Consider the following 22,957-nt stretch of genomic DNA (forward strand, 5'->3'; position numbering starts at 1 on the left):
TATGACATCGGCAAAGGGGAGATCACGATGAAAGCAACAATTTCATCCGTTTCATCAACACCTGAATCAACATCTGCACCTACAAAAATGAACCGCTGGCTTATTGTTTTGGGGACCATCATTGTACAAATGGGTCTTGGAACCATCTATACTTGGAGTTTATTTAATCAACCGTTGTCTGATCGTTTCGGATGGGACGTCAGCTCGGTCGCGATAACTTTTTCAATTACCAGTTTTGCTTTGGCTTTTGCCACATTGTTTGCAGGCCGGTTGCAGGAACGTTGGGGTCTTCAGCGTCTGATCCGTGTAGCCGGGGTTGTGCTTGGGCTGGGTCTTATTCTGAGTTCCCAAGTAACCTCGTTAACACTGCTGTACATTTTGGCTGGATTTGTCGTTGGTTTTGCAGATGGTACGGCGTACATTACGTCGCTGTCTAATCTGATCAAATGGTTCCCGGAGCGTAAAGGTCTGATCTCGGGGATCTCGGTCGGAGCCTTTGGTACTGGTAGTTTATTGTTCAAATATGTGAACACGGCATTGATTGGTGCCGTTGGTCCTGCTCAGGCATTTATGTACTGGGGCATTATCGTTCTGGTTCTGGTCGTTGCGGGATCATTCCTGATCCGTGAAGCGGTTGTTCGTGAACAGGCTCCGGCAAGCAAGGAAGGATCCAAACAAGTCGTGGCACGTCATGATTACACGGTGAAAGAGATGCTGCGTACAAAAGAAGCGTACATGCTGTTTGTTATTTTCTTCACGGCGTGTATGAGCGGTTTGTATCTGATCGGTATTGTCAAAGATATCGGTGTACAGCTTGCAGGTCTTGATGTAGCTACCGCTGCGAACGCAGTGGCCATGGTTGCGATCTTTAACACGGCAGGACGTATTATTCTCGGTGCGCTGTCGGATAAAGTAGGACGAATGAAAGTCATCGCTGGTGCGCTGCTGGTTACAGCCGTAGCGGTCATGACACTTAGTCTGGTTCCACTGACCTTCGGGATCTTCTTCGCATGTGTGGCGGCCGTTGCATTCTGCTTTGGCGGTAACATTACGGTATTCCCGGCGATTGTGGCCGATTACTTCGGACTGAAAAATCAGAGCAAAAACTATGGTGTCATCTATCAGGGATTTGGATTTGGTGCTTTGGCAGGATCATTCATCAGCGCCCTGCTGGGCGGATTCCATCTAACCTTCATCGTGATTGCTGTACTCTGCGCTGTCTCGTTGTTGCTCGCACTGATCATTACCCCTCCAGGTGAAGGTCGTCGTGCACGTCAACGTGAAAAACAGATGAATCTTAACCCTTCATCACGGGCAAGCTAACAACATGCACGGGAAGTACGGAACAGAGAATATTTCTTCATCTTAAAAAGCAAATTAAAAAATAAAGTAAACAAAGCGGTCTCCAGATGAGGCCGCTTTTTGGTATCTACAGTTGTCAGATTGCCGGACTGTTAGCCTATCGGACCATCTGGCTGCCTGCAAGCGTGGTGCCTTGTGTGCATTCCATCATTCGCATCTGTTATACTCTAGGTGAATTCATCAAGACTAAGACCAAGTTATGTACCCCAGAGGAGGCATATCATGAAGTTCATTAAATACACACAACCTGATTTTGATGATTATTATGCATTGGTTTCCAATATGGAAGTAATGAAACAGATTACAGAACGTGCAATACCTGAGCAAGAGGCGAGAACACAATTCGAGTCCATGCTGGAGTTTAATGAGCGTTCCACTTGCGGACATTACCGGGTATTCAGTGAAGATGGGGCCGGTGTAGCGTATGCCAAATTGATTCCGGATCAGGAGGACCCGACCAGGGCTGAGATAGGTTACATGATCCTGCCTGAACATTGGGGCAAAGGTCAAGGCACATCCATAGCGTCACGGTTGATTATACAGGCACAAGCCGCAGGGATGGGATCACTCTATGCAGTTATCGATCCAGGTAACGCTGCTTCCCGCCGGATCTTGACCAGACAGAACTTTGTATCCACCTGGATAGGCGATTACGATGGTCTTCCTGGTGAGATTTTGGAGTTGAACCTTCAAATAAATCGGTAAAGGAACTGTTCTGAGGGTAATCAGATGCTAGCTTATATAGAGATGTGGAGGAGATGACATATGAGCAATTCAACCATGGAACGTCTGAATGCATTGCTGCCGGAGTGGCTGGAGACCAGTCGTTTGCACACCGGGCAGGGTAAGGTGGCTTCTTATATTCCAGAGCTTGTCAAAGCCTCTCAGGATGAGCTTGGTATACATATCATGGACGCTGAAGGGAACTATGTGTCGGCAGGGGATTGCGGTGTCCCATTTACGATGCAAAGTATCTCCAAAGTATTTACCCTTATTCTGGCTTTAATGGATCATGGAGAAGAAGCTGTCTTCTTTAATGTAGGAAAAGAACCCACAGGCGACGATTACGATTCGATGGTTAAGCTTGAACTAGTCGAACCCGGTATTCCGTTTAATCCCTTGATTAATGCGGGTGCGATTACGGTGTCCTCGCTTGTTGGAGGAGACTGTAAGGAAGAGAAATCACGCCGCATTCTGGAGTTTTTCCGCAAACTGGCACACAATGATCGCCTGGGCTATAACGAAGAGGTATTCCAGTCCGAATCGGAGAGTGGTCATATGAATCGTTCACTTGGCTACTTTTTGAAGCACAACGGAGTCATTAAGGATGACGTTGAAGACGTGCTTGCCGTGTATTTCCGTCATTGCTCCATTGAAGTGACGTGTGCAGATTTGTCTCGAATGTCACTCGTTCTGGCCTATAATGGAACAGATCCAATTACGGGAGAAGAACTCATCCCTCGTCGCTATGTTCAGATTGCCAAAACCTTCATGACCACCTGTGGTATGTATAATGCATCAGGCGAATTTGCCATCGAGGTCGGATTGCCCGCCAAAAGTGGAGTATCTGGAGGGATACTGACCCTTGTACCGGGACAATTCGGCATAGGTCTTGTTGGCCCGGCTCTGAACCGCAAAGGCAACAGTATTGCCGGCGTGCATCTGCTCGAGCGTCTGTCGAAGGAATTTGACTGGAGCTTTTTCTAAAAGTTTTTCAGAAAAAAGAAGCTTTACCCTTATATGTAGCCGATGAATCACGTATCTGATATTTTGCTTCTTTAGAACGAAGTGAATGGTCTGGATATGTCTCGTCGGCTACTTTTGGTATTCACCTGGAAGTGTAGGAAGACAGTCCTGCATGACAACGGCTATGCTGCATCTATCATGGAATATCCACAACATCGGGGTGGGTATATCTCCCTTCAGTCATCGGCTAGGGCCACATCTGTAATGAGGTTCATCTGAATATCCCGGGACCCATCTTCCATCAGTAGTCTGAGGGTCCGGGCAGGACGGTCCAGCCGAAGCACCTGCCCCGTGTAACGGATATCGTCATGTTCGTGAAACAACGTAATAGTGACCTTATCTCCAAGCATCATCGAGTTGCTGAGCAAACGGGACATTTCTTCCGCGGCCTGGGCATCCAGGGAGGGGCGGGTACGAGGAGCAAGTTGTTCCTGATGAAGAGTGTAGGCTTCCCGGTGTTCGGGGAGCATCATGCGCGAGGACTCGAAGATACCGTTTTGCTGCAATTTTTTACTCATTTATAATGACCTCCAATTTTATGAGAACGTTCATGGGCTTGCGCGGACGAGCAGAGGGAGGATGCCCGCATGATGGCGGTTTCTCCGTACCTGCGCTTGATATCATCCGTGGCACGTTCCAGTTCTCTTTTACGTTCGCGGTCATCAAACCAGGACAGCTGTACTTCGGAATCGGGTACAAGTCCGGTCAGTGACACGCTGATACGGCGGATGGGTAATCCGTCCCAATGGCGCAGGAACAGAGCTGCGGCCGCATCATATACTTCATCCGTAATGTTGGTGGGTTCATTCACCTTCATCTGGCGGGAGAAACCGGTTGGCCGATCATAATCCTGTCCGCGACATCCAACCGAGACCACATGGCCCATGAGTGATTTGTCCCGGGAACGTCGGCTGACGAGTTCCGCCAGTTCAAGCAGTACCACTTTGATATCTTCCCAGGAGTCATAGTCCCGGGGCAGCGTCATCTGATGTCCGATCCCCTGCTGCTGATGAGCATATGTCCCGGGTTTGACCGGAGAATCGTCGATACCACGGGCAATACGCCACAGTACCTCGCCATTCACCCCCCAACGTTCTCTTAGTCGGGACAGTGGGGTCTGGGCCAGATCACCGATCGTATGGACCCCCATCTTATAGAGATGCTGCGCCATGCGGGAACCAACCATGAACATGTCTCGCACAGGCTTCTTCCAGATGGTTGAAGGCAGATCTTTGCGAGGCAGCGTGCAGATGCCCCCGGGGACTTTCTTGGCGTACAGATCACAGGCCATCTTGCTAACAACCTTGGTATCACTGATGCCGATCCGAATGTATACACCCGTCTCATCCATCACTCTGGATTGAATGCTGCGTGCAATCGTCTCGGGACTGCCAAACAGATCCAGGCTTCCGGTGACATCGAGGAACTGTTCATCAATACTATAGGGTTCCACCAGATCGGTGTAAGACTGAAGGATACGCGTAATATGAAGGGACACCCGAATGTACTCGGCCATCCGGGGGCGAACAACAACAACATCCGGACATTTGGCGAGCGCTTCGCCCAGTCGTTCTGCTGTCGTAATTCCATAGGACTTGGCGAGTGGGCAGGCCGCAAGAATAATACCCGAACGGCGAGCCGGATCTCCCGCAACAACGAGGGGGCGGTCATTGTATTCGGGATGTGCAGACTTCTCCACACTGGCATAGAATGACTGGCAGTCTGCCAGCATGATGACACGTCTGTCTTGGCGGGGCATAAGACTTCTCTCCTTATCCGTGATGCTAAGCTCTTCTGTTAAGCATTCATTATCTTCATTTGTTCATTTGAACATCGATAATTAACAGTTTATTTACAGTATGGAACAAGTGTTCTTGTTTTATAAGCATATCTGACAATTCGAAATGCGGCAACCGGAATTATTTTGCAAATTGGACACAATTATGGATTAGCTATATTAGAGGCTGAAATTAGGAAATAAGATGTGCTTTTTTACATTTAATGTGAGAGATCTGTGACCTCTGGGTGATGACCGGGCGTTCATTTAGGTTTTTGTAAAAGGGTTATAAATGGGCACAGTCCTATAGAGGGGGACTGACGTCCTTTTTTGATTTTCTGCATTTTTCAGAAAACCTTGATGTGACGCGGAATATCGCTGATGCGTTATCGGACTATAGTATCAATTTTGTAATCTTTATGGTTAATACTGTAAAAAGGTCCGCAACTTTAACATATGACTCGCGTTTAATGGGGTATGTGTTCAAACGGAAAACGATGCCTGTACCCGCGTTGCACATAACAATAAAGGTTCCAGAAGTGCAAGATCAGCAGGCATCTAATCCATGCAATTCGAGCAAATATTAGTGTTTGGGAATCAGAGGTATCCCAGAGGCTTCCGAGTGGTAGTTGATGGACCTTTTTACGAATCATGGGCAGAATGTTCCATTTCATGTTTGCTTCCATCAGCCTAGTTACAAATGCAGAGTCTTAGCGCTATAGTGAGAACTACACCGCTGACATCTCTACCAAGCGGACATCCGAAGCGGAATGATTCCTATGCTTCATGTTGGACCATTCGGTGTTGAAGCAGGATGCATAATAGAGAGGTGAGCAATCTAAAGACATGAGCAGACAAAGACGAAGACGCTGGTTATTAACGGTGTTGACAGGAGCAGTGGTGGTGACTGGCGGGATATTTGCCGGGTGGCACTATATGCAACCCAAGCTCGTTACGTACACAGCGGAGAACGGCACGGAGATGAAATTCAAGACCGATGGAGACCGGTTCATGGAATACGGGCCAGATGGAACGTGGAGGGAGATGTTCGTCAAAGGTGTCAACCTGGGCGCAACTTCACCGGGGCATTACCCGGGAGAATTCCCGCTGACCAAAGAGGATTACTTGCGGTGGTTCCAGCAGATCGAGGATCTGGGAGCCAATGTAATTCGGGTATACACGGTTCACGAACCGATTTTCTACTCCGCATTGGTCGAATATAACCGCGGCCGGGAGCAACCGTTATATTTTATACAGGGCATATGGTCACCTGAAGAAGAGTTAATTGAGAAGCAGGATGCCTATGCGGTTCATATTGAGCAGACGTTCAAACAGGAGATTGAAAAGGCCGTATCTGCTGTCTATGGCGATGCGGACATTCCTGCCAAGCAGGGAGAGTCCAGCGGCAAATACAAAACGAATGCAGGAAAATACCTGATGGCCTGGCATGTAGGGACGGAATGGGACCCGGCGATGGTAGACAACACAAACGCAAAACATGCGGACGTGCCGCAGTACAAGGGAGTTCATTTCTCGGCGAGTCCAGAAGCGTCACCGTTCGAGAACTGGCTCGCAGAGCTGCTGGATCATACGGCGGTCCTGGAGAAGAAGTATGGATGGGAACATCCGATGACCTTCACCAACTGGGTAACCACCGATGTGCTGGATCATCCCGGCGAGCCACTGTATGAAGAGGATCTCGTCAGTGTGGATGCCCGACATATTCAGCCGGAGGCGTGGCAGGGAGGTTATTTTGCAGCCTACCATGTGTACCCGTATTACCCGGATCTGTTCCATATCGATAAAACACTCCAAACGATCAAGGATGAGAACGGTGAGTACAACACGTACAAAAGTTATCTGCGCAAGCTAAAAGCCGAGTTTTCCGATATGCCTGTAATGATTACAGAGTATGGCGTACCCTCTTCTCTTGGTATTTCCCATCTGGGTATGGGAGGCCGGAATCAGGGTGGACATAACGAAGTAGAGCAGGGAGATATTGACGCGTCACTGACGCAGGATATCTATGATGAGGGATACTCGGGAGCGATTGTGTTCATGTGGCAGGATGAATGGTTCAAAAAAACATGGAACACGATGCCACTGGAAATCCCGGCTGATCGCCGTGCGTATTGGCTGAACGTGCTGACAAACGAGAAAATGTTTGGTCTGCTTGCCATGGACCCTGGTAAACAGGAACAGTTGACCATCGATGGATCACTAGATGACTGGGATGACCTGAAGGATGAGGAGGTCACGACTTGGCAGGGCCAAGTGGACGGCATTCAGGAAATGAAGATGACCCATGATGAAGCCTATCTGTATATTGGGCTGACCTTGGATCAACCTTTTGACCCGGAGAAGACAGTGCTGCGAATTGGCACAGATACACTTGCTGGAGGCAGTCAACCTGACAAGTTACTCCCGGGCCGGACGCTCAGTGATGGTCTTGAGACGGTGATTACACTGGGGCAGAATGAAGAATCTCAGGTGGAGATTGCCAAGGATTATGACTTTAATCAGCGTCTGTATGGCAACGATGGATACGACATGCTACCAGATCAGCAGTCAGACTCCGCAGATCCGTTCCACCCATGGAATCTGGCAGTCAGCTTGAGAATGACACCGCCGGATACCCGATCTGCTCATCCATTCATGAATGAAAAGGTCGGAACATTGAAGCGGGGAACGACGGCTCCCGGTCAGCCCGATACGGATTCATTAACGGCATGGCAGTATAACGGCAATCAGGTGGAGATGCGAATTCCCTGGATGCTGCTCGGATTCGGTGATCCGAGTTCGCTGCAAGCGATCGACTATGGACCGCTCAAGAATGGACGTGAGTTCTCTACAGTTGCTGTGGAAGGCGTTGCACTCATTCCGTGGTTAACGGACCGCGCCACGAAGAAAGTATCTTGGCCTGGGGGTGAACAGACGACCCTGGATCTGAAGACATTGCCGGTATATAGCTGGCAGCCTTGGGAGCAAGTGCAGTATAGTGAACGCCTGAAGCTAAGCTACGAAAAAATGAAGAAGAGTTATGGAAAAATTCCTAGTTTTCAGATCGAATAAATGAGTATAAAGGAGGACCTTTTCACATGTTTCCAAGTTTGGCTTTGGCCTATCTGTTTTTGTACATCTGTATCGCACTTGTTGTTGTAGGCGTCATCGTATTGTTTGCCATGAAAATGTCCCACAATGGCAAACGACGCAAGACGGCGTTTTATGAATTGAAGCAGCGTGACTACTTCACCTATCTGCAAACAGCCTTGACCGAGAATAGTCCACTCAAATTGCCACCAGGTAAGCTGGCTCCGCTGGAACGCAGAGTCATTCAGGACAGACTGATTGAATGGATCGACCAGTTCAAAGGTGAGTATCGCGACAAATTAATCGCACTGTGCCGTGAAGCAGGATTCGTAGAGCATGATCTGAAGGAATTGGGCCGTCTGCGTTACGGTCGCCAGATCGATGCGGCGTATCGCTTGGGTGGCATGCGTTGTCCCGAAGCCGTTCCGGGTTTGATGGAATTGCTGAAGGATGAGAAACCGGGCCCGATGGCCATTATGATTGGTCGTTCCATCTCCAGATGTACGACTCGGCAAGGTGAACTGAAAGACATGCTCGCGTTGCTGTTAACCAAAGGTAAGTCCATTCACCATCTGGCAGCAGATATTTTGCTCGAAACAAGTCTGGATACGAGCAGAATTCTAATCGAATTGTTGGAAGACCGGAATCCTGATTTTGTCAAAGTCGGACTGGTTGCCATGTGGGGACAAGCTGTACCTGAAGTGATGCCTGCACTCGACAGACTGGTAGGCGCAGAACATCAGGATGTACGTGCCGAAGCAGTGAAACTGTATCTTAGCGCAAGTCCGGCGCTCCGGGATGAGACGATTCTGAAGCTGATCCAGGACCCCGACCCGGAAGTTCGCGCCGAAGTGGTACAAGCGCTTGGTTCCAAGCATGCATCTGGCAGCATTCCATTGCTGCGCAAAGCGCTGCGGGATGAAGACTGGAGAGTTCGATATAACAGTGCAGAGAGTCTGAGCAAGCTCGGCGAACCGGGATTCGAAGCGCTGTGTCAGGCTGCGGTGCAAGGTACAGTTGCTGAGCGCGAGATTGCGATGCAGCAGATTGAGAGTACCATGCAGCACACGAGAACCGATGACAGAGCTGTAGAGCAGATGATTGCACATAACAAAAAAAGACTGCTGTACGATCGCTATTTTGGCCCTGTACGAGAGAACAGAACGAGCAAGAAACGTACAGGTGTCGCTACGGTAGGAGGGGATTACACTGCTTAGGGATCTACTATTAATCTACGGCATGGTCGCAATCTACTATGTTGTTTTCGTCAATACGCTCTACTTTTCCATTCTGGCCTTATCATTCCGTAATATCTGGACGATCTTCCGGCGGTCGCATTATTCCAAATACAATACATTGTCAGGCTCGGAACTGGTACCTTCCGTTTCTCTGCTGGTACCGGCATACAACGAGGAACTGACGATTATTGAAAATGTGAACTGCTTGATGACGCTGAATTATCCAACATATGAAGTCATCGTCGTGAATGATGGCTCCAGTGATGCCACGCTGAATATCCTGTTGGAGGAATATCGGCTGAAGCCAGTACCCAATACGAAGATTCGGGGCAAGATCGCCTGTCAGAAAATTCGTGGGATCTATCATAACCCGGAGTTCCCGGATCTGTATGTCATTGACAAGGAAAACGGCGGTAAGGCCGATTCCCTCAATGCCGGGATCAACCTGTCTCATTATCCGCTAATCTCTTCCATCGATGCCGATTCGTTGCTGGAGAAGGATGCCCTGATCCGCATGGCACGCATGTATATGGAGAATCCGGAAGAGACGGTAGCCATCGGTGGAGATGTAAGGATCGCCAATGGCTGCAAAATTGAAAACGGGGCAGTGCAAGATGTATCGCTGCCACGCAAGATCTGGCCCATGTTCCAGTCGATCGAATATCTCAAAGCCTTCCTGGGCGGACGGATTGGCTGGAGTCACATGAACGGTCTGATCATTGTCTCCGGTGCCTTCGGCATGTTCCGTAAGGATGCTGTAATCGCCGTGGGTGGATACCGGGATGGTTATCCTGGGGAAGACATGAACATCATCATCAAACTTCACCGTTATATGCTGGAAAACAAATTGAAGTATCGCGTTGCCTTCTGCCCTGAGGCCGTGTGCTGGACGCAGGCACCGGATTCCTACCGGATCTTGTCCAGTCAGCGCAAGCGCTGGGGCCGTGGGAACCTGAAGAACATGATTGAGAATCGCGGCATGTTGTTCAATCCAAAATATAAGGTTATGGGTATGGTGACCATGCCATATAACGTCCTTTTTGAAGCGCTCAACCCATATTTCCGGATTACCGGACTTTTGGCTCTCGCTGGATATGTCCTTCTGGATATGACGCAATGGCCGATTCTGGTTCTGTTCGGACTGCTGAACTTTGTGAGTGGTTATCTGCTGAGTGTAGGCGCACTTGTCCTGGAGGAGATTGCTTTCAAACGTTACAACAAGCTCTCCGATCTGGTCAAAATGCTGGTCTACTCCGCGCTGAAATTCGTGGGTTACCATCAGCTCGGCGTACTGTGGAGATTGCAGGGACATGTGCAGTTCATGCAAAACAACAACTCATGGGGTACTATGACACGTCAAAGCTGGTCCGAGGATGAGAAGAAAACAAGCGAAGCCGCTTAAGTAAAGAATAATCAAAGCAATTATATGTCCAACTAGACATTTACACGATAACGGAGAGGGCAGAAAAAGCCTGAAGAAGCGAAGCGTGCACCTTTATTCCCGGATTTCCCCTTGTATAAAGGAATCAAAAAAATCTGGGGATAACAGTGATCGAAAGGTTGTTCTGTCATCGGAGTGTCAGTGTAAATAATATTTTTTGGACTTATATAGATAATCGAGGAGAAGGGTGGAAAAGAACATGCCAAATACGGCGACATTGCAGCGTGAGGCTGCCGTTAATGTGTACCGAAGTGTAGAACAGGGATTGAAGGAAACGGGTGCCGAAACATGCGGCTTAATGTTCATCCATTGTGCAGGAAACTCTCAACCTGAGCAGCAGGTCAGGACACATCTGGAGCAGACGAGCGGGACAGCTTTCCAGGTGTGGAAGGATGGTGCCACTCAGGCGATTGCCGTCCTGCTGCCAGGGTTGTCACTGGATGAAGTTCATTATGAAGGACTTCGGATCAAGCATGAATTGCAAGAGACCGTACCCGGTGCCGATCCACAGATTACACTGGCCAGTTTCCCGGAAGGGGAGCGCCCTTCGAAGGCAACTATTCAGCATATGGCTGAGTCCTCGAAGCTTGTAGATTCGTCGGAGATTCATATCTACACGCTGGACAATACGGCGGACGAGCCGGAACGAATTTTGATTGTGGACAACGATCCTACGGTACGCGAATTCCTGCAATTGCGGTTGAAGATGCAGGGCTACGAAACCTATGAAGCCGTCGATGGACTGGCTGCACTGGAATTGATCGAGAAAGTCACACCAGACCTGGTGCTCACCGAGCTGAATCTGTATGGCATCGACGGTCTGCCGTTCATCCATCATATTCAGAACCTGGAGATGGAGCATCCGCCCAAAATTGTCGTGTTGACCGAGCAACGTGTCGAGCAGACGATCAGCCAATGCTTCCGCAGCGGCGTGGATGATTACATGACCAAACCATTCTCACCTGTAGAGCTGGATGCCCGAATCAGACGCTGCCTGCATTAGAAGACGGATTAAATAAGCTGATTGTGTGAAGTGCAAAGAAAGAGCTTTTTTACACTATGAATCAGATAGATTAGAGCATAGACACTCATCTATTTATATGGATTTTAAACACCACCAAAATACACTGCCCGGAGGGAATATCATGGAGAATCAACAATTCCACACATTACTGAATGCGATTGAAAATAAAGAAGCTGTACTCGGCGTTGTCGGGCTCGGTTACGTAGGACTTCCACTTGCCGTGGAAATGGTCAATCAAGGTTTCACGGTAATCGGAATTGATCTGGATGCGTCCAAAGTAGACAGTATCTATCAAGGAGATTCCTATATTCACGATATTTCGTCCGATGAGTTGAAAAAAGTAATGCAAAGCGGTCGTTTCCAGCCAACGACAGATTATAGCATGCTGCGCGTGATCGACGCACTCAGTATCTGCGTACCAACACCGCTTAGTGAGAATCAGGACCCGGATACGTCTTACATCGAGACCGTTGTAGATCAGATCAAGCTGCATATGAAACCAGGCATGCTAATTACGCTGGAAAGTACCACTTATCCAGGTACAACCGAAGAACTGATCCAGCAGCAGCTGGACAAGATCGGACAAGAAGCAGGTAAAGACTATTTCCTCTGCTTCTCGCCTGAACGTGTGGACCCGTCCAATGGACGTTTCACAACATTTAATACGCCGAAAGTAATCGGGGGCACAACCGAAGCCTGCCTGAAACTTGGAACAGCGCTATATAGCAAATATGTAGAAACCGTAGTACCGGTATCTTCACCAAAAGTGGCTGAGATGTCCAAACTGCTGGAGAACACATTCCGCAGCGTGAACATTGCCTTTGTAAATGAAATGGCGATGATGTGCGACCGTATGGGCATTGATATCTGGGAAGTTATTGACGCGGCGGCGACGAAACCATTTGGTTTCATGCCATTCTATCCAGGCCCAGGCATCGGTGGACACTGCATTCCGCTTGATCCGATGTACCTGTCCTGGAAGGCCAAAGGCTTCCGTTTCTATAGCAAGTTCATTGAGCTGGCGCAATCCACCAATGACAACATGCCATATTATGTATTGAACAAAACATCAACGATTCTGAACGAATACGCTAAATCCGTACGTAAATCCAATATTCTGCTCCTCGGTATGTCGTACAAACCAAATATTGCCGACCTGCGTGAATCACCAGGACTGGAAGTATATGAACTGTTCAAGGAAAGTGGAGCTAACGTAAGCTACTACGACCCACATGCAGATTCATTCCAGGACAAGCATGGGGAGACCGTACACAGCGAAGTGTTCAATCTGGAACAGTTCAAAAAGTACGATTGCATCGTGCTGATCACCAACCACAGCGATTTGCCTTACTTTGATATTGCGGAGATGGGTGTACCGATTCTGGATACACGTAATGCGTTCCGTTCGTACACACATCCGCATATCTACAAGATTGGTCACTCGGTACAGCATCCTGTGCTTGAGCCAAGTGAAGCGTTGCTCGTCTGAGGAAATATATGAGGCAACGGGGCAAACTGGTGGGTATGGCGAAATGGGCCATTCTGGCTGTGGTGTTGTGCCTGCTGCTTCTGTCCTGGATGTTCAAATGGTTCTCGGCAGAGGAACACAAAGCGACCTGGCTGTGGGACGCGTCCATTATTGCAGAGCAGACACCTGAGATTATTGCTTTTTCCAAAGAACAGGGCGTGGATACCATCTTCCTGCAAATCCAGGATGAGGTGCCTGATGCAACATACCGCAAATTCATTGCGGCTGCCCGACAGGCTGAGATTGAAGTGCATGGACTTAACGGTCATGCAGACTGGGCCTATGAGGAGAAGCGGGATGAAGGACTTGCTTTTATCGAGCGAGTAAGAGCATACAATGCAGCTTCGGCCAAGAATGAACGCTTCGAAGGCATTCAACTGGATGTGGAGCCGTATCAGCTGAAGCGCTGGGAGAACGAGGAGAGCAGCGTCATTGCAGAATGGCAGAACAACATGAAGGCTTGGACAAAAGCAGGCGAGGATGCCGGACTGTACATGAGCGCTGCCATTCCGTTCTGGCTTGATGCCCGTCAGTCGGCTGAAGGTGAGGGTACATTCAGTCGCTGGGTCATTTCCCACTTCGATGCGGTAGCTATTATGGCTTACCGGGATAGCGGACAGCAGATGTATGATCTATCCAAGGAAGAACTGGACGAAGCGGATGATCTCGGCAAGAAAGTCTGGATCGGAGCGGAACTCGCGGATACACACGAGGGGGATCACCTGACCTTTTTCCGTAAACCGGTTAGCAATATGAATGAAGAGATGGCAAAGGTGTTTGATCTCGGTACCTCTCATTCTTCATTTGCAGGTGTAGCTGTGCATCATTATGAAGCATGGTACGCGAAGGAGAACGGTATTCCACTTGCGCGCAAGGATGAGAAGAAGGAATAGCGTTACGTCAATGTTAACAAGTTCCTGATTCATGGTACGTACGTCAAGACTATAGTATAGAAAGAAGGCAAGTCCCGGGTAGAGGGGGCTTGCCTTCTTTGGTGGTGGATTTATATAAATTGAACTAAGAAAATTTACACTTGCCACTCCGATGACAGAACAACCTTCTGATCGCTGTTATTCCCAGATTTTTTATATTCGGCTTTACAAAGGGGAAAATCTGGTGATAAAGGCGAACGCTCTGCTTCTTCAGGTTATTTCTGTCCTCTACGTTCTCGTGTAAATGTTTAGTTCAATTTATATAGTAATGGGTTTTGCAACACTAGGATGTGCAGGATATGAAACTCAGGAGTCTATTGCAATTTGGTAGACGCGGTATCGTACACAACCGTACACAAGGCGTGGTCCATGAGGCATGGAGGATTATAGGCTGGGGAGCGAAAGGTCGCTCCCTCATTCTTTCGTGCTCTCCGCTGTGCGATAGCGATTGGGCGGCAGACCGACTTGCTTTTTAAATGCTTTGGAGAAGGAGAACAAGTCCGGGTAACCTACGGAATGAGCCACTTCAGTTAAGCTTAGCGGCGTCTGCACCAGCAGGCGTTTGGCCTGATTCATTTTCAATTGTTGGATATATTGCACAGGGGACAGACCATAGGCTTTGCGGAACTGTTTGGCAAAATGGGTTCGATCCACACCCGCATGAGCGGACACACCTTCCACGGAGATGCCGCCTGCAAAATGAATGTCCATGTATTCCTTGCCTTTCTGAAGCCAAGGCGTGGCTGAATCCGGTTGCAATCCTTTGGTTGCGGGAGACCGGGCGATCCGGTCGAAGAGGTTTAGAAATCGGGTGAGTCGTCCCAGATCACTCGCTCCATCCTGCGGTTTGCGAACATCCTCCATGAACGAGCGCATGGCACTTGCAGTCTCCTGGGTAAGTACACCTGAACGGTACGGTGAGTCGGGTGTAAGTCCAATTCGAGACAGTAGCTCGGCTGCATGTGCGCCGTCAAAGGCAATAAATATTTTCTGCAACGTGTCCTCCGGGTCCGTCCAGTACTCATGGGTAACATGCGGAAATAGACAGAACGCATCCCTGGCTCGAAGGGCGTGACGCTGTCCGTTTTGTATGAATGTACCTTCCCCCTCCAGCACAAATAGCAAATAGTGATAAGGCGTAGTACGCGGGCCAATATGATAGTTGGTCTTGGCTATATTTCGTCCGATGCGAATCGGCCAGGCGCCACCAGCTTTCTCGAATTCAGATGGCGTGAAGAAAATAAGTTCCAAAAACTCATGGTGGTCCTCCTTCATGCTCTCGGTCATCAGGAACACCTCTTTATTGTATAAGTATAGTCTGTACATTCTAAAATTTTCGCTTATAACCTATTATACAGGTGGGTTTTATATATATTCAAGATCACGAAGACCTAAATCTGAGAAAAGACCACAAAATGACAAAATGAAGTTGCCGCGAAATGACATTGCTCACAGACAAATCAATTGTTATGATGTCCATACCTATTAAACCAAGTTAATTAATCGGCATTTGGAGCTTTGATACGAATAAAATGATCAGAAATTAGGCGTACTTTAAAAATAAGTTTCAAGAGATGCCAACGTAGTGGAGGGGACGAAATCGATTCTGAAGAAGCGAAGCGGTCGCCTGAAAGCTTTCTGAAAGAAAGCTACATCGGAAGCATAAGCTATCCTTGAATTTTTACCTTTAAATAGGAGAATCAAAAAAATCAAGGATAACAGTGATCGGAAGAACGATTCGTACCGGGAACGTCAAGGAGGCGTAACGGTAACTTTTTTTAACATGGGACTTTATTTATTCATAGAAGGGATTGACTTTTGTGAGCGAACAGGAAGATATGAAGTTTGGATGGTTTTTGCCTACAGCAGGAGATGGTAAGTATGTAGGGGTTGCCCCGGAGCGGGAGCCGAGTCTGGATTATCTGATTGATGTGGCACAGACGGCGGAGAAGGCAGGATTCGAATTTGTACTGATTCCAACTGGGGGAGCCTGTCTGGACGCATGGGTGGTTGGCTCGGCTGTGATGAGTCACACTAAGACATTGCGTCCACTTGTCGCCATTCGCCCGGGTTTGGTTACTCCAGTACTCGCTGCACGCATGGGAGCGGCACTGGATCAGCTCTCTGGTGGTCGGGCCATGATCAATGTGGTGACAGGCAGTTCTGTTCGAGATCTGGAGGAACTCGGCGATCCACTGGCACATGCGCATGATGAACGATATGTGCGGGCGAGCGAATATATGGAAGTCATGAAACGTTCATGGACTCAATCGAAAGGATTGAATCTGACGGAGTTTGCCGGAAGTGGTTCAAAATCTGGTGCAGACGCACCCAGCAATCCCGATCCTGAATTCAACGGCCAGTATTACAATTTCAAAGGACCGGTAGGCATGCCGGAGACGGTGCAAAATCCGCATCCACCATTCTATCTGGGAGGAAGTTCACCAATTGCGAAGAAGGTCGCTGTTGAACATGCAGATACGTTCCTGATGTGGGGCGAGCCTCATAACTGGATTCAGGAGCAGATCGAAGAGATTGAGGTCATCCGACAGCAGGTGAAAGAGGAAACCGGACAAGATCGTCAGCTCCGTTACGGCATGCGTGCTCAGGTACTCATTCGGGATACCGAAGAAGAAGCATGGGCAGCAGCTTGGGAGATTATTAGCAAAGTACCACCAGAAGCGATTGAAAAAGCCAAAGCCACTTTTGCCGAGACGGATGCAACCAACCAACGCAGACAGAATGAGTTACGGGAACTGTCCGAGAAGCAGCAGTTTGTCGTAGGTCCCAACCTGTGGACAGGCTTGTCCATTGTGCGTTCCGGCGGTGCGATCCTCATTGTAGGTACAGCCGAACAGGTCGCAGAGCGTTTGATGGAATATGGAGATCTGGGCGTGACAACCTTCATTCTGTCCGGTTACCCGCATCTGGAAGAGGCAGAAATCTTCGGACGGACCGTGATGCCGATCATTCGCGAGAAATGGAAAACAAGACAGAAGCAGCATCAAATTACTACTAACTAAATAAGTTCAACTAATTTTTTTATACGAAAACGGAGAGGACAGAAATAACGTGAAGAAGCGGAGCGTTCGCCTTTATCCCCGGATTTTTCCTTTTATAAAAGGAAATCAAATAAATCTGGGGATAACAGCGATTGGAAGGTTATTCTGTCATCGGAGTGGTCAGTATAAACATTCTTTAGTTGAACTTATAAAATATTAATCATCCTCAGGAGGTCGTCTTTCATGAAAAAAAATAAGAAATTGATCCTGCCGCTTGTCAGTATGCTGGTGATGTCCATCCTGCTGTCAGCTTGCGGCGGCGGGGATAACGCGTCATCTGGAGAGAACGGCTCCTCTGGTTCAGGCAAAGTGACCCTCAGCTTCATGCACTGGCGTGGAGAAGATGTGGAAGCACTGAATAAAACCATTGACGCTTTTGAGACAGCAAATCCGAACATCAACGTGGAGATGCAGACGCTGCCCTCCGATCAATACCAATCCACCGTTCAATCCAAAATCAGCGACGGTTCGGTAGGGGATGTATTTGCATCCTTCCCAGGTGCACAGTTTGAAGCATTCACCAAAGCCGGCTTGTTCACGGATCTGACCGGATCATCGTTTCTGACTGCCTACAATTCAAAGCTGATTGAATCAGGACAGCACGATGGCAAGCAATATGCGATCCCGTATCAACTCGTATATAACGATCCAATCTTTAACGTAAAACTGTTTGAACAATATGGCTTGACGCCGCCGACCGATTGGGAAGGCTTCCTGGCACTTTGCCAGAAGCTGAAAGACAATGGCATCATTCCGATTGCCTTTGCCGGAGCGGACATTGGTCCAGGACAATTCATGAATACAATGGTGATGAACAATGCACCGAGTGACGACATTTTTACCAAAGTAGAAGCGGGCGAAGCCAAACTGACGGATGAGTTCTGGGTGAAAACGTTGACTCAAATCAAGGAACTGAACGATAAAGGTTACTTCCAGCAGGATGCACTGGGTACCAAAGACCCTGCGGCGGGCGCACTGTTTATTCAAGAGAAAGCAGCGATGCTGGCAAGTGGATCATATCAATTGGCTCAGAATAAGCAGCAGAATCCAAATCTGGAGCAAAAACTACTTGCACCGATTACCGTAAGTGCCGATCAAGCGAAGTATGAAGGAGTGCATACGACCACATTCATGCTCGCCGTGAACAGCAAATCAAAACATCCAGAAGAAGCGAAGAAGTTCCTCGAATTCCTTAGCAATCCCGATGTAGCGAGTAACTATGCCAACCAAACGGGACAGAATGTAACGGTGAATGGTGTGAAGTACGATACGCCTGAGCTTCAGGTAGCCGGAGAATGGGCAACCAAAAAGACCGTGTTCCAGCCACGGTTCACCATCCTGAACGGAGATAATCAAAAAGCAGTAACTAACTCCATCCAGGCTGTACTAAGCGGCACTTCTCCGGAAGAAGCAGCACAGCAGGCACAAGCGATCATTGATCAGCATATCGGGAAATAAACGATGAAAAACCGTCTTCAGCTATCCCTGTTTCTGATCCCCGGATTGCTGCTGTACGTTGGATTGTTCGTACTTCCTACATTGACGGGGCTGTTCTATTCCTTTACGGACTGGGATGGGGTATCCCCGTCGTATGCATTTGTAGGGCTGGATAATTACAAGGACAGTCTCAGCAGCATCGTATTCCGCAAAGCCTTTGGTAACAACGTGGAGTTCATGTTAACGGTTGTTATTGCACAAACCTTTATTTCACTTGTCCTGGCTCTGCTCTTGGTACGTAATACCAAGACACGCATTGTGCTTCGGGCATTGTATTTCCTGCCTGCGATTCTGTCCTCCGTATCGGTTGGACTGATCTGGGCATTTATGTATGATCCATCCATTGGATTGATCAACTATGGACTGAATGAAGCTGGGATGAGCAGCATTGCTCGTAACTGGATTGGAGATCCCAAGATCGCCATCTATTCCATCGCTGCGGTACAGGTATGGGCCCATGCCGGACAGATGATGATTGTATTCATCGCAGGTCTGCAAGGTATTCCGGCAGAACTGTATGAAGCGGCTCGTATGGACGGCGGCAGCAAATGGCAGGTATTTCGTACCGTGACCTGGCCACTGCTGGCACCTTCGGCAACGATTGTTGTGGCCTATACGACCATTCAGTCGTTCAAGGCATTTGACCTCATTTTCACAATGACGGACGGAGGCCCGAACTACGCAACTGAAATTTTGACAACATATATCTATCATACCGCCTTTGGCAGCTATTCATTTGGTCTGGCTTCTGCCGGTTCCATGATCTTCCTGGTGTTGCTCGCGCTCTTGACGCTGTTGCAGTTCAAGGCACTGCGTGCCGACCGGGTAAGTTATTGAGGTTGATGTTGGAGCATTCATCCTGCAACCGAGGCAGAAGGGAGTTCACATGTTTTTAAAATGGTTCAATCGCCTGATCCTATTAGTGTACGCGCTGCTGATTCTGGTGCCGCTGTACTTTGTATTTGTATCCTCGTTCAAAACAAGCAGCAACTTCTTCACCAGTCCATTCAGCTGGCCGGACCCGTTTACGTGGGATAACATCACTGGCATGTTCCGCAATCAGCCGATGTGGCAATATTTCGGGAACAGTCTGGTCGTGACGCTTGGTACGGTTGCCATTGAGTTGTTGCTGAGTAGCATGATTGCTTACGCCATTGTCCGCTGGGGTGGAAGTGTAGGAAAAATCGTGTTTGCTCTGTTCGTAGCAGGGTTGATCGTTCCTTCTCAAGTGAGTATGCTGCCGATCTATTCTCTCACACGTACACTCGGGTGGTCGGACAGTCTCACGGGATTGATTGTGGTATCTGCCGCGATGCTGATGCCTGTCTCTGTATTTATGCTGACAGGTTTCATGCGCATGCTCAATTCGGAGATTCTGGAAGCGGGTAGTATGGATGGAGCAAGTGAATGGAGACTCTATACCCGGATTGCACTGCCACTCGCTGCACCTTCACTGGCGGCAACGGCTACGTTCCTGCTCGTCATGGTCTGGAATGACTTGCTTATTCCGATGTTAATGCTCAGCAGTAAGTCCAAGCTAACGTTACCACTCGCGCTTATGCAGTTCCGCGGAGAATACGTGACGAACTATCCGATGATGCTTACGGGTGTACTGGTAACGACCATTCCGATGATTGCGCTGTTCCTTATACTCCAGCGTTACTTTGTAGCAGGTCTGACAGCGGGTTCACTCAAGGGGTGAGGTATCGCAGAAATCGGAAGGAAAAGCTTATTTTGCATTGATTTCTGGAGCATTCTGCATAATAATGATTTAGTGTCAGAATGACTACATAGAGATCAAGGGAGCTATAAGTGATGAGCAAACTGGAAGTATTGCGGAATCCCAAGCAGCGCAAGCTGCTGTTCAGTGCCGGCATGAGCTGGCTGTTTGATGCGATGGAAGTTGGTATGATCTCCTTTATCGTGGCTGCACTCGCCAAGGAATGGAGTCTCAGTCCCGGACAAGTCGGCGTGCTTACGAGTATTAACTCCATCGGTATGGCGCTAGGTGCTTTGCTTGCAGGTGCACTTGCGGACCGATTTGGACGGAAAGCTATTCTGATGTGGACCTTGCTAATCTTTACGATTGCAAGCGGTCTATCTGCACTTGCGACCGGATTTGCTGTATTGTGTGCACTACGTCTGGTTGCAGGTATCGGACTTGGCGGAGAGCTGCCCGTTGCATCCACACTGGTATCGGAGTCGATGCCTACAGCGGAACGGGGACGTGCCGTTGTATTATTGGAAAGTTTCTGGGCAGGGGGCTGGATTGTATCCGCGCTGATTGCAAACTTTGTTATCCCGGAGTACGGATGGAGAATTGCTTTTGCCATTGGTGCACTTCCGGCGTTCTATGCACTGTATCTGCGTCGTGCCATTCAGGACCCGCCGCGGTACAAGAATCATACCAAACTTCATAAAATCACGTTCCGCGAAAAAGTGGCTACCGTCTGGTCAGCACCACATCGCCGTACAACGTTGATGCTCTGGATTTTGTGGTTTACCGTCATTTTCTCTTATTATGGTATGTTCCTGTGGTTACCTTCGGTTGTGATGGCAAAAGGATTCACGTTGGTTAAAAGCTTCCAATACGTGCTGATCATGACGATCGCACAGCTGCCAGGTTACTTCACCGCGGCGTACTTCATTGAACGTTACGGTCGCAAGTTCGTACTGGTTGTGTATCTTACCTTAACTGCATTCAGTGCGATTGCGTTTGGACTGGCAACAACGGAAGCGACAATCCTGACTGCGGGGATCTGTCTTTCCTTCTTCAATCTGGGAGCCTGGGGTGGTCTGTACGCCTACAGCCCCGAATTGTATCCGACTTCCGTTCGTTCGACAGGTGTTGGACTTGCCACATCGGTTGGCCGAATCGGTGGTGTACTTGCTCCATTAATGGTCGGTATGCTGGTTCAGCGCGAAGTGGCAATCAGCCTGATTTTCACGATTTTCTTCGTGACAATCCTCATTGGCGCAGCGGCTGTACTGTTCTGGGGCCGGGAAACGAAGGGTCAGGAACTGGCCGAGTAATTGTCAATAAATACAACGCAACTTTTGTACGGGTCTGCCTGCCTACGGAAATAACGGGTTGGACAAGCGGTATTTGGTTGATACAAGAAGGGGTATGACCATGGTGTGACCATGGGCTCATGCCTCTTTTTGTTATGTTCAGCGTCGTTTTTTCACTGCGTCATCGGTCCGATAGACTTCATTTTTTCTATATCCTATAATGACACTCGGGATGTCCAACCGTGAGGATTCGGGGAAAGAAGTGGGATCTGGATTCAGAAAAGTGGAGGTTAATGGAATGATGAAGAACAACATTGAAATGGATCAGGCGAATGAAATCAATGAAAAGAATATGATAAGTGAATTAGATAGCGTGAGTGAGATGAAAGAGATGAAGGTGGGAAGCCATATGAACAGTAATGAACGGACTACAGTTGATAGCACAAATGAGGGGTTGGATCAATTAACGTTTGCTGACAACATGGAACCTATCACTGTCAGTCGGAAAGTCACTCATGGGAAGGGGAACACGGCTGGCAAAAGAGCAGGGAGGGTCAGCATGCTTCTCGGTGCCTGCGCATTGACTCTGGGATTAACCGTGGCAGCTCCTTCAGCGGGAGCACAGAAGCTGGAACAGGGCGTTCGCAGCGAGCATGTACTGCAATTGCAGGAGCAATTAAGCGATCTGGGGTACTTTGACGCCGGAATGACTGGATATTACGGTACCATCACCAAAGGTGCTGTCCGCAAGTTCCAGCAGGCGCAGGGACTGAGTGCAGACGGCGTTGCAGGTCCAGCGACGCTGAATAGGCTGAACAAAAAGGCCAAAGCCGAAGGCGAGACGTTACGCCAGTTGGCGAAGCTGATCCATGGTGAAGCGCGCGGAGAATCTTTTGAAGGGCAAGTCGCTGTAGGAGCGGTTGTGTTGAATCGGGTACATTCGAGTGAATTCCCGTCGTCTATTTCGAAGGTTATTTTCCAGAAAGGACAATTCACGGCTATAGACGATGGCCAGTTTAATACCAAGCCAACCCAGACCTCTTACAGGGCTGCTCGCAAGGCTTTGAATGGGGCTGATCCGACGAACGGAGCGCTGTATTATTACAATCCGAAGATTGCCACTTCAGTGTGGAGTAAGAGCAGGCCGACGTTGCTGACTATTGGGCAGCATGATTTTACAAGATGAGTTTAAGTAGAGATATGTAGTGTAATATTTGAAATGATAATGGTGAACCTCGGCTGTACGCT

At 48.7% G+C, this 22,957-nt stretch carries 18 protein-coding genes; 15 read left to right on the forward strand and 3 right to left on the reverse strand.

The features are described from left to right. The first annotated feature begins 87 nt into the window (after positions 1–87). The 3 genes from ACE04G_RS30225 (at position 88) to glsA (ending at position 3,069) form a co-directional block, all read left to right on the forward strand. On the forward strand, positions 88–1,323 hold the full coding sequence (locus tag ACE04G_RS30225) for an L-lactate MFS transporter (RefSeq protein ID WP_036675050.1): 1,236 nt from the start codon (positions 88–90) through the stop codon (positions 1,321–1,323). Positions 1,324–1,584: 261 nt separating this feature from the next. Continuing rightward, positions 1,585–2,067, forward strand: coding sequence for a GNAT family N-acetyltransferase (locus ACE04G_RS30230; RefSeq protein ID WP_339177788.1), 483 nt, complete (start codon positions 1,585–1,587; stop codon positions 2,065–2,067). A gap of 60 nt (positions 2,068–2,127) precedes the next feature. After that, positions 2,128–3,069, forward strand: coding sequence for a glutaminase A (gene glsA / locus ACE04G_RS30235; RefSeq protein WP_221825291.1), 942 nt, complete (start codon positions 2,128–2,130; stop codon positions 3,067–3,069). 215 nt (positions 3,070–3,284) lie between these two features. Here glsA and ACE04G_RS30240 read toward each other — a convergent pair whose 3' ends face one another. Then, positions 3,285–3,626 carry a YolD-like family protein gene (locus ACE04G_RS30240; RefSeq protein ID WP_339177785.1) on the reverse strand — a complete coding sequence of 114 codons (342 nt, stop codon included), beginning with the start codon at positions 3,624–3,626 and terminating at the stop codon, positions 3,285–3,287. After that, positions 3,623–4,867 carry a DNA polymerase IV gene (locus ACE04G_RS30245; protein WP_339177784.1) on the reverse strand — a complete coding sequence of 415 codons (1,245 nt, stop codon included), beginning with the start codon at positions 4,865–4,867 and terminating at the stop codon, positions 3,623–3,625. The genes ACE04G_RS30240 and ACE04G_RS30245 overlap by 4 nt, the downstream gene beginning before the upstream one ends. 864 nt (positions 4,868–5,731) lie before the next feature. On the opposite strand from ACE04G_RS30245, the gene ACE04G_RS30250 reads away from it, so the two are divergent. From ACE04G_RS30250 to ACE04G_RS30275, 6 genes are all read left to right on the forward strand, one after another. Further along, a complete protein-coding gene (locus ACE04G_RS30250; RefSeq protein WP_449005370.1) occupies positions 5,732–7,957 on the forward strand; it encodes a hypothetical protein in 2,226 nt (741 codons plus the stop codon). A 26-nt stretch (positions 7,958–7,983) separates the two neighbouring features. Continuing rightward, positions 7,984–9,192, forward strand: coding sequence for a HEAT repeat domain-containing protein (locus ACE04G_RS30255; protein WP_091018251.1), 1,209 nt, complete (start codon positions 7,984–7,986; stop codon positions 9,190–9,192). 22 nt (positions 9,193–9,214) lie between these two features. After that, a complete protein-coding gene (locus ACE04G_RS30260) occupies positions 9,215–10,615 on the forward strand; it encodes a glycosyltransferase family 2 protein (RefSeq protein ID WP_017687480.1) in 1,401 nt (466 codons plus the stop codon). Between the two features lie 238 nt (positions 10,616–10,853). Beyond that, a complete protein-coding gene (locus ACE04G_RS30265) occupies positions 10,854–11,657 on the forward strand; it encodes a response regulator transcription factor (RefSeq protein WP_307416816.1) in 804 nt (267 codons plus the stop codon). 142 nt (positions 11,658–11,799) lie between these two features. Then, positions 11,800–13,167, forward strand: coding sequence for a nucleotide sugar dehydrogenase (locus ACE04G_RS30270; protein WP_221825275.1), 1,368 nt, complete (start codon positions 11,800–11,802; stop codon positions 13,165–13,167). An 8-nt stretch (positions 13,168–13,175) separates the two neighbouring features. After that, positions 13,176–14,099, forward strand: coding sequence for a hypothetical protein (locus tag ACE04G_RS30275; protein WP_047843664.1), 924 nt, complete (start codon positions 13,176–13,178; stop codon positions 14,097–14,099). Between the two features lie 453 nt (positions 14,100–14,552). Here ACE04G_RS30275 and ACE04G_RS30280 read toward each other — a convergent pair whose 3' ends face one another. Then, positions 14,553–15,425 carry a helix-turn-helix transcriptional regulator gene (locus ACE04G_RS30280; RefSeq protein ID WP_449005371.1) on the reverse strand — a complete coding sequence of 291 codons (873 nt, stop codon included), beginning with the start codon at positions 15,423–15,425 and terminating at the stop codon, positions 14,553–14,555. A gap of 551 nt (positions 15,426–15,976) precedes the next feature. Here ACE04G_RS30280 and ACE04G_RS30285 point away from each other — a divergent pair. The 6 genes from ACE04G_RS30285 to ACE04G_RS30310 all read left to right on the forward strand — a co-directional run bounded on the left by ACE04G_RS30285 (position 15,977) and on the right by ACE04G_RS30310 (position 22,895). Next, positions 15,977–17,161 (forward strand): LLM class flavin-dependent oxidoreductase, encoded by a 1,185-nt coding sequence (locus ACE04G_RS30285; protein WP_449005372.1) that lies wholly within the window; start codon positions 15,977–15,979, stop codon positions 17,159–17,161. A 222-nt stretch (positions 17,162–17,383) separates the two neighbouring features. Further along, on the forward strand, positions 17,384–18,658 hold the full coding sequence (locus ACE04G_RS30290; protein ID WP_449005373.1) for an ABC transporter substrate-binding protein: 1,275 nt from the start codon (positions 17,384–17,386) through the stop codon (positions 18,656–18,658). Positions 18,659–18,661: 3 nt separating this feature from the next. Continuing rightward, a complete protein-coding gene (locus tag ACE04G_RS30295; protein ID WP_336763635.1) occupies positions 18,662–19,534 on the forward strand; it encodes a carbohydrate ABC transporter permease in 873 nt (290 codons plus the stop codon). A 49-nt stretch (positions 19,535–19,583) separates the two neighbouring features. Beyond that, the gene (locus ACE04G_RS30300) at positions 19,584–20,399 is read left to right on the forward strand and encodes a carbohydrate ABC transporter permease (protein ID WP_336763637.1); all 816 of its coding nucleotides are present in this window, start codon (positions 19,584–19,586) and stop codon (positions 20,397–20,399) included. A 113-nt stretch (positions 20,400–20,512) separates the two neighbouring features. Then, positions 20,513–21,730, forward strand: coding sequence for an MFS transporter (locus ACE04G_RS30305; protein ID WP_036614537.1), 1,218 nt, complete (start codon positions 20,513–20,515; stop codon positions 21,728–21,730). 277 nt (positions 21,731–22,007) lie between these two features. After that, the gene (locus tag ACE04G_RS30310) at positions 22,008–22,895 is read left to right on the forward strand and encodes a cell wall hydrolase (RefSeq protein ID WP_336763640.1); all 888 of its coding nucleotides are present in this window, start codon (positions 22,008–22,010) and stop codon (positions 22,893–22,895) included. Positions 22,896–22,957 lie beyond the last annotated feature (62 nt).

This window comes from Paenibacillus sp. AGC31 (genome assembly GCF_057334655.1).